We start from the raw sequence: 14,165 nt of genomic DNA on the forward strand, positions 1-14,165 counted from the left end.
TCAGCTTGGCACAGGATAATATCTTAAGTTCCGTAAGCAAACTTGGCGAATTAAAAAGCCGTTTGTGGTTCTTGTTGGGCGCATTGGTGGTTTACCGCTTAGGTGCGCATATTCCAGTGCCAGGCATTGATCCAACTGTTTTAAAGCAGTTGTTTGATACGCAGAAAGATGGCATTTTGGGCATGTTTAACATGTTCTCCGGTGGTGCGTTGTCACGCTTCACCGTGTTTGCCCTCGGCATCATGCCTTACATTTCTGCCTCAATTATTATGCAGTTGCTGACAGTGGTTTCACCACAGCTGGAGCAACTGAAAAAAGAAGGCGAAGCTGGCCGTCGTCAGATCACCAAATACACCCGTTACGGTACGGTGTTGTTGGCAACTTTCCAGGCATTAGGCATTGCCATTGCGCTGGAAGGCCAGGCTGGTCTGGTATTGGATCCAGGCTTTGCATTCCGTATTACTGCCGTGACCACCTTGGTGGCTGGCACAATGTTTTTGATGTGGTTGGGTGAGCAGATTACCGAGCGTGGTATCGGTAACGGCATCTCAATCATTATTTTCGCGGGTATCGTGGCAGGTTTGCCGCACGCGATTGGTAGTACGCTGGATCTGGCAAAAACCGGTGCATTCTCCATTCCATTGGTGATGTTCCTGTTTGTAGCAGTGATTCTGGTGACTGCGCTGGTTGTGTTTGTTGAACGTGGCCAACGCAAGATTACCGTGAACTACGCCAAGCGCCAGGTAGGTAACCGTATTTATGGTGGTCAGTCTACGCACTTGCCACTGAAGCTGAATATGTCAGGTGTGATTCCACCGATTTTCGCTTCAAGTATTATTTTGTTCCCGGCCACATTGGCTGGCTGGTTTGGTAGCAGTGAACATATGTACTGGTTGAAGGATGTGAGTGCAAAACTCTCCCCAGGCCAGCCTTTATACATCTTGTTATTTGCTGCCGCGATTTTGTTTTTTGCCTTCTTCTACACGGCATTGGTATTCAATCCGAAAGAAACGGCAGATAACCTGAAGAAGAGTGGTGCGTTTGTCCCGGGGATTCGTCCTGGTGATCAAACCGCTAAATACATTGATCGCATCATGGGACGTTTGACGCTGATTGGTGCGCTGTACATTACGCTGGTTTGTTTGTTGCCAGAGTTTTTAGTGTTGAAGTTTAATACCCCGTTCTATTTTGGTGGTACTTCATTGTTGATTATCGTTGTCGTGACGATGGACTTTATGACGCAGGTGCAATCACATCTGATGTCACAACAGTATGAGGGATTGCTGAAAAAAGCCAATTTTAAAGGAACGGGCAAGTAGCAATGGCACGAGAGGATCGCATTGAGATGCAAGGCGAGATTCTTGAAAACTTGCCCAATGCAACTTTTAAAGTGAAACTTGAAAACGGTCATACTGTGCTTGGTTATATTTCAGGCAAGATGCGCATGCACTACATACGTATCTTACCTGGTGACAAAGTCACAGTAGAAATGACCCCATATGATTTAACCCGTGCGCGAATTACATTCCGCGCAAAGTAAGTGAATTAAATAAAGGAAAGTAAGATGAGAGTTCGCGCATCAGTTAAAACATTATGCCGTAACTGTAAAGTAGTAAGACGTCGCGGCGTTGTTCGTATTATTTGTACTGACCCACGTCATAAACAACGTCAAGGTTAATGGTAAAACATTTGCTTGTGAGAGTATTGATTGGCTGATATAATATGCGGCTTTTCTTTTCTACGCACAAGTTTGATCGTTAAAAACGATTGATTATTGGAGTTTAAGTATGGCTCGTATTGCCGGGGTAAATATCCCAAACCACAAACATGCAGAAATTGCTTTGACCTCTATTTACGGTATTGGTCGCGATACTGCGCAGAAAATCTGTGCTGCGGCTGGTGTACTGACAACAGCAAAGGTAAAAGACCTGAGCGACTCAGAAGTTGAAAAGCTGCGTGACGAAGTGGCTAAATACACTGTAGAAGGTGATTTGCGTCGTGAAGTAACCATGAACATCAAGCGTTTGATGGACTTGGGTTGCTATCGCGGTATTCGCCATCGTCGTGGCTTGCCAGTACGCGGTCAGCGTACCAAAACCAATGCGCGTACTCGCAAAGGTCCGGTTAAAGCCATCAAGCAAGCTAAATAATCTTTTATTGAACATCAGTAGATATTAAGGACAGTACAACATGGCAAAAGCTAATGTACGCGTTAGAAAAAAAGTTAAAAAGAATATTGCCGAGGGTATCGCTCACGTGCACGCTTCTTTTAACAACACGATTATTACGATTACCGATCGTCAAGGCAATGCGTTGTCATGGGCTACTTCCGGTGGTCAAGGTTTTAAAGGTTCACGTAAAAGTACTCCATTTGCTGCACAGGTAGCTTCTGAAGTGGCTGGTAAAGCTGCTCAGGAATCCGGTGTGAAAAATCTGGAAGTGCGTATCAAGGGTCCAGGTCCAGGTCGTGAATCCGCTGTGCGTGCGTTGAATGCTGCCGGTTTTAAAATCACCAGCATTACTGATGTGACCCCGGTGCCACATAACGGCTGCCGTCCACCGAAAAAACGCAGAATTTAATTCATTTCGCTTCGATAAATTAGCGAATCGATTACTGGAGAACTATTTTGGCTAGAAATTTAGACCCTAAATGCCGTCAATGCCGTCGTGAAGGTGAAAAACTGTTTCTGAAAGCAGAAAAATGCTTTACAGACAAATGCGCAATTGAAAAGCGCAACTTCGCACCAGGTCAGCATGGTCAGCGCCGCAACTCACGTCTGTCTGACTACGGCGTGCAATTGCGCGAGAAGCAAAAAGTACGTCGTATTTACGGCGTTCTGGAAGGTCAATTCCGTACTTACTACGCTGAAGCTGATCGTCAAAAAGGCATTACTGGTGAGAACCTGTTGCAATTGCTGGAGTCCCGTCTGGACAACGTAGCATATCGCATGGGTCTGGCTGGTTCACGTTCTGAAGCACGTCAAGTAGTGCGTCATAACAGCATTTTGGTTAACGGCAAGCGCGTAAACATCCCTTCATATCAAGTGAAGGCAGGTGACGTGATTACTGTGGCTGATAAATCAAAAACACAATTGCGTATTAAAGCTGCGGTTGAAGCGGCTGAACAACGTGGTTTCCCTGAGTGGTTGGAAGTCGACGTCAAAGCATTGTCTGGTAAGTTCAAGGCTAAACCTCAGCGTGATGAGCTGCCTGCTACCATCAATGAATCATTGATCGTTGAATTGTATTCCAAGTAATCGCTTAGCTTAGGCTAAGGATTACTTGTTACTACCCAATTACTTCAAGGAGTTGTATGCAAAATAACCCTACAGATTATTTGAAGCCACGTGTTGTGGACGTTGAAGTGATTACTCCACTGCGTGCACGTGTGACTTTAGAGCCAATGGAACGTGGCTTTGGCTATACCTTGGGTAATGCGTTGAGAAGAGTGTTGCTTTCTTCCATCCCGGGTTTTGCCATTACTGAAGTAAAAATTGATGGTGTTGTACATGAGTACTCCACCATTGAAGGCGTACAGGAAGACGTTGTTGACATCTTGCTGAACCTGAAAGGTGTTGCCTTAAAGCTGCACAACAAAACCGAAACCATTTTGGTATTGAACAAATCTGGTGAAGGCATTGTAACTGCAGGTGACTTTGAAGTTGGTCATGATGCTGAGATCGTTAACCCGAACCACATTATTGCTAACATCACCAAAGGTGGCAAGTTGAACCTGGAAGTGAAAGTTGAAATGGGTCGTGGCTACCAGCCAGTGCCAGCCCGTCAAAAAGCCAACGATGAAGATCGTGTATTGGGCTTTATGATGGTGGATGCTTCTTTCAGCCCGATCAACAAAGTGAGCTACCATGTTGAGAGCGCACGCGTTGAGCAACGTACTGACCTCGACAAACTGATTATGGATGTTGAGACTAACGGCATTATTGAGCCTGAGCAGGCGATTCGTGATGCTGCACGTATCCTGATTGGTCAGTTGTCCGTGTTTGCAAATCTGGAAGGTGCTTCTGCTGATGTTGAAGTGAAAGCGGCTCCACAGGTAGATCCTATCCTGTTGCGTCCGGTTGATGACCTGGAATTGACAGTACGTTCTGCCAACTGCCTCAAAGCAGAAAACATTTTCTACATTGGTGATCTGATTCAGCGTACAGAAAACGAATTGCTGAAAGCGCCTAACCTGGGTAGAAAATCATTGAATGAAATTAAAGACGTGTTGGCCTCTAAAGGCCTGACACTGGGAATGAAGCTGGAAAACTGGCCACCTGTTGGTCTGGAAAAAGCTTAATTCCTGATCAGATAAATACTTAAGGAAATTACTATGCGTCACGGTAATAGCAATCGTAAATTGAACAGAACCAGCAGCCACCGCGCAGCCATGTTCCGCAACATGGTGACCTCTTTGCTGCGTCACGAAGTGATCAAAACAACTTTGCCTAAAGCAAAGGAACTGCGTAAATATGCAGAGCCATTGATCACGCTGGGTAAAACACCTACCTTGGCAAACCGTCGTCTGGCTTTCAGCCGTCTGCGTGACCGTGACATCGTTGGTAAATTGTTCGGTGAACTGGGTCCACGTTACAATGCACGTAATGGCGGTTACCTGCGCATTTTGAAGTGTGGTTTCCGTCAAGGTGACAATGCTCCAATGGCGTTCGTAGAGTTGGTTGATCGCCCAGAAGTGGCAGAAGCACCAGCAGCAGAATAAGGCATGACGCATGTATAAAAAAGCCAGCGAAAGCTGGCTTTTTTATTTTCTAAAGTAGCTATTTAGTTGCTCTCAAGCCAATGGCTAATCGTATCCGCGGTGAATGGCCAATACAGCTCTTTTGCGTTGCTGGGTGACTTCTGCATGAGCACGGGAATGCTGATTTCATAGCGCTGTAGCAATTTTTCGTCATCAATGATGTCTAGGTATTCATAAGGCAGGTTCAGTGCCTGTAACAGTTGCTCAGCATCCTCACAGAGATGGCAACCTTGGGTGCCGAATAATATCAATTGGTTTTGCATAAAACTCTAGGTAGTGTCATCAACGCTTTGTACAATGATACCTGCAAAAATAACGCCTGCTCAACATTGGATAATGCATGACAGAAATTCACGAACAAGATGAGAAAGTGACCGAAGGCAAGGAAAGCCTGAGCGAGACTTTGCAACAGGTGATCCACTTGCTGGATAAGCACAAGCTGGTTGAGCATGTCGTGCATAGGCAGGATATGCCTAAGCATGATCTGGTCGAGAGCCTGGTTCACAAGCAAAACCTGAGTATTCTGCAGCACAAGCTGGATCAGTTGCATCCGGCTGACGTGGCCTACATCCTGGAATCCTTGCCATTAGATGATCGTTTAATGGTGTGGGATCTGGTGAAAGCTGATCGTGATGGCGAGATCCTGCTGGAAGCTTCCGACGCAGTTCGCCAAACCCTGATCGCGGACATGGATAGTGACGAGTTGCTGGCTGCTGCCGAGCAATTGGACACTGACGAGCTGGCGGACTTGGCGCCTGACTTGCCAAAAGACGTATTGCAGGACTTGCTGTATAGCCTGGATACGCAACACCGCGAACGCTTGCAATCGGCACTGTCTTATCCTGACGATACGGTGGGCTCTATTATGGATTTCGATATCGTGACCATCCGTGACGATATCACGCTGGAAGTTGTGTTGCGTTACCTGCGCCGGCTGCCAAAATTCCCCGACCATACCGATAAGTTATTTGTCATTAACCGCGATGACATCCTGCAAGGCGTGTTGCCACTTAAACGCATTATTCTTAATGACCCGGAGACGCGGGTTGGCGACATTATGTCTAGCGATGCGGTGGTATTTCATCCAGAAGACATGGCCGACCAGGCGGCGATGGCGTTTGAGCGCTATGACCTGGTGACGGCACCGGTGGTCGACAATAACCGTAAGCTGGTCGGGCGCATTACCGTGGATACGGTCATGGATATTATCCGTGAAGAAGCTGAGGCGGACATGTTGTCCTTGGCCGGTTTGCGCGAAGAAGAGGACTTTTTTGCCTCGATCTGGAAGTCAGTGCAAAACCGTTGGGCCTGGCTGGCGATCAACCTGGTCACCGCATTGGTGGCTTCGCGTGTGATTGGTCTGTTTGAAGGCAGTATCGAGAAAATCGTGGCGCTGGCTGCGCTGATGCCGATTGTTGCCGGCATTGGCGGAAACTCGGGTAATCAAACCACCACCATGATTGTGCGTGGTTTGGCCCTGGGGCAAATTTCCGGCTATCACATGAAGTCATTGCTGCAAAAGGAGATGGGGGTTGCCTTGCTCAATGGTCTGCTCTGGGGTGGGGTGTTGGGGCTGATTGCATACTGGTTGTACCATAATGCGGCATTGGGCTTGGTGATGATGGCAGCGATGGCGCTCAACTTGTTGTTGGCGGCGATTATCGGCGTCATGATCCCGCTGGTCATGAACAAATTGGGCCGTGATCCGGCAGTTGGCTCAAGTGTGTTGATTACTGCCTTGACCGACAGCGGTGGTTTCATGATCTTCCTTGGCCTGGCCACAATCTTTTTGTTGTAAAACGCTATGATGGATAACGATATTAATATTCTCTGGAAAGAAATTGTTCAGGACCTGAGTACGGTGTCTGCCTTGTGGCAGTTGTTTGTATTTAGTGTGATTCTGGCTGTGAGCGGTTTGCTTAATTGGCACCTGCGCAAGCAGATTGCAGCAGGCAAAGTGAACACCGTTTATAAAATGCTGTTGGGTGGCATTGAGCGCCTGTTTTTCCCGTTTGTGGCTTTTCTGTTGTTGGTGATTGCGCGCTATTCGCTTGGAGGCTTTATGCATGTCGGCTTGTTGCGGCTAGCAGCGCGCATGCTGCTGGCGATGGTCATTATCCGCAGCCTGGTTTATGTGTTGCGTTATGTATTCTCGCCCAGCGCCTGGTTGCACTCGTTTGAGCGCGTGATTGCCTGGTGCGTATGGGTGGTGGTGGCGTTGCATATCAGCGGCTTTCTCGATCCTGCCTTGCAGATTCTGGAAGATGTGAAGTTTAGCGTTGGCAAACAGAAGTTGAATCTGTTGTTACTGATCCAGGGCGGGCTGACCATCGTCATTACCATGTTGGTCGCCTTGTGGTTAAGCCGAATGATTGAGTTGCGCTTAATGGCGTCGACCAATATCAATAGTAACTGGCGCGTGATTATGGTCAAGCTGGTGCGTATGGTGGCCATTGTCATTGCTCTGCTAATGTCTATGGCAGCAGTTGGTATCGATATAACGATGCTGTCGGTGTTTGGCGGGGCGCTTGGCGTAGGTTTGGGCTTTGGTCTGCAGAAAATTGCCAGCAATTATGTCAGTGGATTTATTATTCTCATGGATAAGTCTCTGCATATGGGAGATATTGTCACAATCAGCAGTCATTACGGTATCGTGAAAGAGTTGCGTTCACGTTATATGATCCTGCGTAAGCTTGATGGAACTGAGGTAATTATCCCTAACGAAACCATGATTACAGACGTGGTGATAAACCATACCTCTGCTGCTCATAAAGCAAAAGTGCCTATTCCCATTCAAGTGTCCTATGAAAGTGATTTGGATGTGGCCATCAAGATTCTCAAAGAGGTTGGGCAGTCGCATCAGCGTACAATGAAAGAGGATTCTGCTGTAGATGTGATTATTAAAGCCTTTGGAGATAATGGAATCGATTTGCAACTCTCTGTTTGGGTGGCTGATCCAGAGGAAGGTTCGGCAAAACTGCAAAGTGAGATCTACTACGCTGTCTGGCAGCGCTTTAAAGCTGAAAATATTCAGATTCCATACCCACAGCGCGATGTGCGTATTATTTCCGCCCAAGGCGCATCAGTTGCTGCTGGTTAGTGGGAGATGACAATAAAAAAGCCCGCATAGGCAGGCTTTTTTATTAATGCTTAAAACTAAAATTATTTCAATTTAGTTTCTTTGTACATCACATGCTTACGAGCAACTGGGTCAAATTTCTTGATCTCCATTTTCTCAGGCATAGTACGTTTGTTTTTTGTGGTGGTATAGAAATGACCTGTACCAGCACTGGATTCCAATTTGATTTTTTCACGCATGATATTGTCCTTTTATCGACTAATGTCGCGAGTTAGATTTTTTCGCCAGCAGCGCGCAAATCAGCCAACACAGCGTCGATACCATTTTTGTCGATCGTACGCAAAGCAGCGTTGGTAATACGCAGGCTTACCCAGCGGTTTTCGCTCTCAACCCAAAACTTACGGTTTTGCAAGTTAGGCAAGAAACGACGTCTTGTTTTGTTTTGTGCGTGAGAAACATTGTTGCCCACCATTGGTTTTTTACCGGTTACCTGACATACACGTGCCATGGTTGTCTCCAAATACTTTTATCTTTTCAGAAAGAGCGAGATTATAGATTGAATCGTATACACAAATCAAGCGATTATTGTCATTTTTCAAACAATTAGTGCTTGCCTGTGCTGCCAAAGCCACCTTCACCACGTTCGCTGCTGGTAAATTCGTCCACAATATGAAAATCTGCCTGCACCACAGGCACAATCACCATCTGCGCCACACGCTCCATCGGGTTCAAAATAAATGGTTCTTTGCTGCGGTTCCAGCACGAGACCAATAACTGGCCTTGATAGTCAGAGTCGATCAGCCCCACCAGGTTGCCCAGCACAATGCCGTGCTTATGGCCCAGGCCTGAGCGCGGCAGAATCATGGCCGCATAATAAGTATTGTCGATGTGTATCGCCATGCCGGTCGGAATCATAATAGTCTCGCCCGGCTGTATGGTTTGCGTGTGCTCAATACAGGCGCGTAAGTCAAGGCCAGCAGAACCTGGCGTGGCGTAGCTAGGCATCATGTGATGCAAACGGGGGTCAAGAATCTTGAGGTCTACGGTAATCGACATGCTGCATGCTCCAGAAAAATATTGCGCTATTAAACACGAAATATGGCTGAAAATCACTGATTACGATAATTAGTCAGCAACAAAAAAGCCAGCAGCTGCTGGCTTTGCAAATAAGGACAATATTTAGAATTTATATTGCGCGCTTAAACCAAGTAGGTAGTTGCGGCCGGCGGCAGGTTCGAAGAAGCGTTGGTTGCCATCATTGATGCGGACAGAGCCAATGTATTCTTTATCAGAAAGGTTTTCGATACGAACATATTCTTTGAAATACCAGTTTTTCAGTGTTTGCTCAAAACCAGCTCTAATATTGAATATGGTATATGACGAAGCTGCATCTGTATTTCTATCATTGACGTAGACCTTGCTGTTGTAGCGAGTTTCAAACGCCGTATGAAATCCCAATGGCTCATATCTCCAGCGAACTTCACCGTAAGCTTGATTGCTATATGTCCCTGGAATGCGATTGCCAGATTCAATCAGGCCATTTGCACCTGTGAAGTCAGAGTCAAACTTTGCGTTTAATAATGTATACGCAAAGTAGGTGGAAATATTATTTTCAAAGGTTGAGTCGATAGATAGTTCTGCACCCTTTCTTACGGTTTTGTTGGCGTTACTAAAGATGCTTCTGTTGAAAGCATCTGTAAAACTTGCCACAATTTCATCATCTGTCTTGATGTAGTAAAGCGCTAAGTTTGCACGTGTGTTATCAGTGATATATGCTTTTGTGCCGATTTCAAAGTTTTCGCTAGTGCTCGGTTTTAAACTTAAATTGGGTGTTGCACCACTTGTGGTGGAATTATAAGCGGCCTCAACGAACGTTGGAGTTTCAAAACCCTTGCCGTAGTTCGCATAAAAATTCAATTCAGGTTTGGCTTTCCAAATGATGCCAATGACCGGGTTGGTTTTGTTGTAAGACACGGAGCCGCTATTGTCACCAAACCCGCTGAAGTTATCCTTCACTTTAAGGTTAACTTTAGTTCTTCTTAAGCCGGCATGAATATCGATTGAGTCTGTCGCCGATAGGGTACCTTGCATGTAGCGGTCGTAATTCGTTGAGATATTTTCTTCATCGCGATTCAGCGTGTTGTTGATGACGCCATTGGTTGTATTAATGTCCAATCGATCGTCACTGGACTTTCCATAGTTCGCGCCAATATGGAAGTTATATTTTTTTCCTAATATTTCACCATTGTTGTTCCAACGTAAATCAGTCCCCCAAAATTCACGTGAGATTTGACTGGCGCGACCAGCAGCAGTGGTTGCACTGGTCGATAAGTATTGCAGGTTTTCTCTTGTGCCCACGTAGTTTACAAGGTTGATAGAGTTGTTCTCGTTGAAGGCGTGCTCTAGGTTGAAGCCTACTTGTGTATGGCTACGACTAACGCGTGTGTTAGCCCGTAATGCACTATTTGGTACAGCTTTCGGGTTGCTAAAGGCTGATGGATCATTTGCCGTTGCATCACGACGCAAACCAAGCGGATCCTGAGCATCTTGTTCAAACCAGTTCACAAGTGTTGTCAGCTTGGTGTCTTCGCTAATGTTAAATTTAAACTTTGCCGTCGCCATTTTTTTGTCACTGATACTGTGATCACGGTAACCATTTGATTCAAAGTTTGAAACGTTGAGTAAGTATTCAACGCCCTCGGATTTGCCTGCAGCTTCCAACACATTGCGCTTGGTGTCATAACTCCCAAACATGGTCGTGGCGCCTACTGTAGGGGTAGCAGGCGCATCTTTAGTGAACATCTGAATCACACCGCCAGACGAGTTGCCGTACAGGGAAGAGAACGGGCCGCGCATCACTTCTATGCTTTTAATCGATGATAAATCGACAACGCCAGGTTGGCCTTGGCCATCGGGCATGGTGAGTGGAATGCCATCAACATACACGCGGATGCCGCGCACACCGAAGGATGAACGTGAGCCGAAGCCGCGGCTGGAAATTTGCGGGTCTTGTGCTTGTTGGGTCCGGTTTTGTGCCGTGAGGCCAGGCACGCGAATCAGGCTTTCAGACAGGTTCATTTGCAACTGGCCGTCTTTGATGTTTTTTTGTTCAACGACATCAATGGCGACTGGCAAATCAAAGCTATTTTGGGCCTGGCGGGTGGCAGTGACTACCACTGGCGACAGCGTGATTGTCGTCTCTTCATCGGCAAATGCCGGAGTATTGAATGCCGTGGAGATGGCAATATAAATAGGTGCAAGGCGTAACGCGCGCATGATGATTCTCTATACATTGAAATTTGACCGCGCGATTGTAAGCTGAGTGTAAGCTTGGGCCGCTCAGTATTTTCATGAAAATACTGAGAAATACCGATTTAATTATTTTGGATCAAATTGGCTTTTAAGGTGGGTTAAGAGTTTGAACGCAATGTTAATTTTATCGTCTATGCCCAAGGCATATTCACCGTGTTCGTCGATGATGGTGACGGTGTTTTGATCGCTGCCCATGGCGGTGTTAGCGTGGTTGGCCACAATCAGCGGGATACGTTTCGCCAGCCGTTTTTGTTTTGCATATTCTATAACCTGTTCGGTTTCTGCCGCAAACCCAACACAATAGGGCGGGTTGGGTAACGAGGCAACATCCGCCAGAATGTCTTTGTTTTTGACGAGTGTCACTGTGAGTGACTCCTCACTTTTTTTGATTTTCTGTGCAGAGGAAACATCTGGCCTGTAGTCGGCGACAGCCGCGACGCCTATGAAAATGTCCTGGCTGGCAATATGCTGCATTACGGTTTGGTACATGTCTTGCGCGCTGCTGGCAAAGTAGGCGTGGCTGGTTGCCGGGCGCGTGGCACTTGCGTGACCGTGCACTAATGTCACTTCTGCGCCCATGCGCATGGCGACCTGGGCCAGCGCATAGCCCATTTTTCCGCTACTCAGGTTGGTGATGCCGCGTACTGGGTCTATTTTTTCCAGCGTGGCGCCAGCGGTGATGAGTATCTTTTTGCCTGCCAGCAGCTTGGGCGTAAAAAAACTATTTAACGCTTCTAGTAAATCTGTGGGTTCCAACATTCGGCCTTGACCAACCTCACCGCAAGCCTGTTCTCCGCTATCGGGGCCTAATGTGCTGATGCCGTCCTGTTGCAATTGCACGATGTTACGTTGTGTCACCGGGTTCTCCCACATTTGCCGATTCATTGCTGGCGCAACCAGTAGTGGGCACTCACGTGCAAGGCATAATGTAGAGAGTAAGTCGTTGGCAAAGCCATGTGCCAGTTTGGCGATAAAGTCTGCACTGGCAGGTGCCACTAAAATGGCATCGGCTTTGCGGCTGAGTTCGATGTGTGGCATGCCGTTGGGGATACGTTGATCCCAGCTATCGACAAACACCGGATTGCCGGACAGCGCCTGTAACGTGGTGGGGGTGATGAAGTGGGTCGCTGCTTCTGTCATCACCACTTGTACGCTATGGCCTTGTTTGACCAGTAAGCGAACCAGTTCTGCCGTTTTATAGGCGGCAATGCCGCCAGTCACGCCGAGCAGTAGATGACGAGAATGTGAGTGCGTTGGAATCATGGCTGCATTTTAACTGTAAAGCGTCTGTAATTGCCATTTCTCGGCTATGTGGCATTTTCTTTAAAAATGTTAACATTGAGTCATCAATGGGGTGGAGCGCATGATAAAGTTAGTCAGGATTCTTTTCTGGGTGGTTGTAGTGCTGACTGCATTGATGCAGCTGTGGCAAGAGTATCAAACCCTGCAATGGCGCAAGCCTTTGAATGTCGCGGTGTACCCGATCAATGCCGATGGTACGCCTGTGGTGGATGCCTATATTGCCAGTTTGCGTGCCCAGGACTTCGACATGATTGCGCAGTTTTTCTCGCGCGAAGCCTTGAAATACCAGTTGCCTTTGCGTCGCCCGGTGACGATTTACTTAGGCCCTGAAATTCACGATATCCCGCCCGCGCCGCCTGCGGTTAATGGCCAGTTACTGGATATCATCCTGTGGAGCCTCAAGTTCAGGTGGTTTAGCTGGGGCCATCAGCCTGAGGTCGGCGTGCCTATTGATATCAAGTTATATCTGTTGTACCACGACCCGTCCCAGCACCGCCATTTATTACACTCCACCGCTTTGCACAAAGGCCGCATTGGCCGAGTGAATCTGTTCGCTGAAAAAAGCCAGCATGCGACCAATGCCATTATTATCAGCCACGAGTTGCTGCATACCTTAAGTGCCTCTGATAAATATGACTTGAGCACAAGCCTGCCGGTGTTCCCGCAAGGATACGCCGAGCCTTATGCGCAACCGCTCTACCCGCAGGCCATGGCTGAGGTGATGGCGGGTAAAGTGCCACAAACCGCACAAAAAGCGCGCATGGCCAAAGACCTAGACGCCGTGGTGATCGGTAGGCCAACCGCGCGTGAAATTGGTTGGTCAAAATAAACGGGAGGCGTGATGGCAATCACCGATTGGCCAGAACAGGAACGACCCCGCGAGAAGCTGATGCGTGCTGGTGCCGCGGCGCTGTCGGATGCGGAGTTGCTAGCCATTTTTCTGCGTGTCGGCATGGCAGGCAAAACCGCGGTGGATCTGGCGCGCGACCTGTTACAGCATTTTCAAAGCTTGAATGGTGTTTTTTCGGCGGATGTGCAACAGATGACGGCAGTGCCAGGCATGGGGGAGAGTAAATACTGCCAGTTGCAGGCCGTGCTGGAGATGAGCAAGCGTGCGCTGGGTGAAACTCTGCAGCAAAAAGATAGTTTCCGTTCGCCTGCCCAGGTCAAAGACTATTTGCAATTGCAATTATCGCACCTGCAACGTGAGGTGTTTGGCATCATGTTTCTGGATGCACAGAATCGCCTGATTGCCTATGAAACCTTATTTGAGGGCAGTTTGATGCAAACCAGTGTTTATCCGCGAGAGGTTGTAAAGCGCGCGCTGGCCTTAAATGCGGCGGCCCTGATCTTGAGTCATAACCATCCTGGCGGCACGGCGGTGCCCAGTCGTGCCGATGAGCAATTAACCATTAGCTTGAAAGACGCATTAAACCTGGTGGATATCAAGGTGCTGGATCACATTATCGTGGCCAGGCAGGAAACGTTTTCGTTTAGTGAGCGGGGATTAATTTGAGCGGTGCAGGCAGGGAGGTGGTGGGTGCTAACGGGGTCGAACCGCTGACATTCGCCTTGTAAGGGCGACGCTCTACCAACTGAGCTAAGCACCCGTGCCTTGCAACGAAGGGCGCATTATACCGAAACTCTTTTTTACTGCAAGAGCCCGTTGATAAATTGTTTGCGTAGCGGTGATTGTCCTGGTTAAAACCGTCA

Annotated in this window: 18 protein-coding genes and 1 tRNA gene; 12 read left to right on the top strand and 7 right to left on the bottom strand. The window is 47.6% G+C overall.

Going from position 1 to position 14,165, the window contains the following annotated elements; all coding sequences use genetic code 11:
• Positions 1–5: 5 nt before the first annotated feature.
• From secY to rplQ, 8 genes are all read left to right on the top strand, one after another.
• A complete protein-coding gene (gene secY, locus INP78_RS00995) occupies positions 6–1,319 on the top strand; it encodes a preprotein translocase subunit SecY (RefSeq protein ID WP_194740363.1) in 1,314 nt (437 codons plus the stop codon).
• Positions 1,320–1,321: 2 nt separating this feature from the next.
• The gene (gene infA / locus INP78_RS01000) at positions 1,322–1,540 is read left to right on the top strand and encodes a translation initiation factor IF-1 (protein ID WP_019881241.1); all 219 of its coding nucleotides are present in this window, start codon (positions 1,322–1,324) and stop codon (positions 1,538–1,540) included.
• A gap of 24 nt (positions 1,541–1,564) precedes the next feature.
• On the top strand, positions 1,565–1,678 hold the full coding sequence (gene rpmJ, locus INP78_RS01005) for a 50S ribosomal protein L36 (protein ID WP_081620790.1): 114 nt from the start codon (positions 1,565–1,567) through the stop codon (positions 1,676–1,678).
• Between the two features lie 109 nt (positions 1,679–1,787).
• Positions 1,788–2,150, top strand: a complete 363-nt coding sequence (rpsM, locus tag INP78_RS01010; protein ID WP_194740364.1) for a 30S ribosomal protein S13 — start codon at positions 1,788–1,790, stop codon at positions 2,148–2,150.
• 40 nt (positions 2,151–2,190) lie between these two features.
• Positions 2,191–2,580 (top strand): 30S ribosomal protein S11, encoded by a 390-nt coding sequence (gene rpsK / locus INP78_RS01015; RefSeq protein ID WP_018986256.1) that lies wholly within the window; start codon positions 2,191–2,193, stop codon positions 2,578–2,580.
• 47 nt (positions 2,581–2,627) lie between these two features.
• Complete coding sequence (gene rpsD, locus INP78_RS01020) at positions 2,628–3,257, top strand: 30S ribosomal protein S4 (RefSeq protein WP_194740365.1); 630 nt, start codon at positions 2,628–2,630, stop codon at positions 3,255–3,257.
• 56 nt (positions 3,258–3,313) lie between these two features.
• Complete coding sequence (gene rpoA, locus INP78_RS01025; RefSeq protein WP_018986254.1) at positions 3,314–4,300, top strand: DNA-directed RNA polymerase subunit alpha; 987 nt, start codon at positions 3,314–3,316, stop codon at positions 4,298–4,300.
• 33 nt (positions 4,301–4,333) lie between these two features.
• Positions 4,334–4,720 carry a 50S ribosomal protein L17 gene (gene rplQ, locus INP78_RS01030; RefSeq protein ID WP_019881247.1) on the top strand — a complete coding sequence of 129 codons (387 nt, stop codon included), beginning with the start codon at positions 4,334–4,336 and terminating at the stop codon, positions 4,718–4,720.
• Positions 4,721–4,782: 62 nt separating this feature from the next.
• Here rplQ and INP78_RS01035 read toward each other — a convergent pair whose 3' ends face one another.
• On the bottom strand, positions 4,783–5,022 hold the full coding sequence (locus INP78_RS01035; protein WP_194740366.1) for a glutaredoxin family protein: 240 nt from the start codon (positions 5,020–5,022) through the stop codon (positions 4,783–4,785).
• A gap of 77 nt (positions 5,023–5,099) precedes the next feature.
• On the opposite strand from INP78_RS01035, the gene mgtE reads away from it, so the two are divergent.
• Together mgtE and INP78_RS01045 are read left to right on the top strand one after the other, a co-directional pair.
• Positions 5,100–6,557 carry a magnesium transporter gene (gene mgtE, locus INP78_RS01040; RefSeq protein WP_194740367.1) on the top strand — a complete coding sequence of 486 codons (1,458 nt, stop codon included), beginning with the start codon at positions 5,100–5,102 and terminating at the stop codon, positions 6,555–6,557.
• 6 nt (positions 6,558–6,563) lie between these two features.
• Complete coding sequence (locus tag INP78_RS01045) at positions 6,564–7,859, top strand: mechanosensitive ion channel family protein (protein ID WP_194740368.1); 1,296 nt, start codon at positions 6,564–6,566, stop codon at positions 7,857–7,859.
• A 62-nt stretch (positions 7,860–7,921) separates the two neighbouring features.
• Here the strand turns inward: INP78_RS01045 and rpmG are convergent, their stop codons facing one another.
• The 5 genes from rpmG to coaBC form a co-directional block, all read right to left on the bottom strand.
• Positions 7,922–8,077, bottom strand: a complete 156-nt coding sequence (gene rpmG / locus INP78_RS01050; protein WP_013441158.1) for a 50S ribosomal protein L33 — start codon at positions 8,075–8,077, stop codon at positions 7,922–7,924.
• A gap of 32 nt (positions 8,078–8,109) precedes the next feature.
• Complete coding sequence (rpmB, locus tag INP78_RS01055; RefSeq protein WP_018986249.1) at positions 8,110–8,346, bottom strand: 50S ribosomal protein L28; 237 nt, start codon at positions 8,344–8,346, stop codon at positions 8,110–8,112.
• Positions 8,347–8,441: 95 nt separating this feature from the next.
• Entirely contained in the window at positions 8,442–8,894 is a 453-nt protein-coding gene (dut, locus tag INP78_RS01060; protein WP_194740369.1) for a dUTP diphosphatase, read from the bottom strand.
• Positions 8,895–9,017: 123 nt separating this feature from the next.
• Positions 9,018–11,114, bottom strand: a complete 2,097-nt coding sequence (locus INP78_RS01065) for a TonB-dependent receptor (protein ID WP_194740370.1) — start codon at positions 11,112–11,114, stop codon at positions 9,018–9,020.
• Between the two features lie 102 nt (positions 11,115–11,216).
• A complete protein-coding gene (gene coaBC / locus INP78_RS01070; protein WP_194740371.1) occupies positions 11,217–12,413 on the bottom strand; it encodes a bifunctional phosphopantothenoylcysteine decarboxylase/phosphopantothenate--cysteine ligase CoaBC in 1,197 nt (398 codons plus the stop codon).
• A 100-nt stretch (positions 12,414–12,513) separates the two neighbouring features.
• Between coaBC and INP78_RS01075 the strand changes: the two genes are divergently transcribed.
• The gene (locus INP78_RS01075) at positions 12,514–13,281 is read left to right on the top strand and encodes a hypothetical protein (protein WP_194740372.1); all 768 of its coding nucleotides are present in this window, start codon (positions 12,514–12,516) and stop codon (positions 13,279–13,281) included.
• 12 nt (positions 13,282–13,293) lie between these two features.
• A complete protein-coding gene (gene radC / locus INP78_RS01080; RefSeq protein ID WP_194740373.1) occupies positions 13,294–13,968 on the top strand; it encodes a DNA repair protein RadC in 675 nt (224 codons plus the stop codon).
• An 18-nt stretch (positions 13,969–13,986) separates the two neighbouring features.
• Here radC and INP78_RS01085 read toward each other — a convergent pair.
• A tRNA-Val gene (locus tag INP78_RS01085) sits at positions 13,987–14,062 on the bottom strand.
• Between the last annotated feature and the right edge of the window lie 103 nt (positions 14,063–14,165).

The organism is Methylophilus sp. 14, assembly GCF_015354345.1.
Taxonomy (GTDB): Bacteria; Pseudomonadota; Gammaproteobacteria; order Burkholderiales; family Methylophilaceae; genus Methylophilus.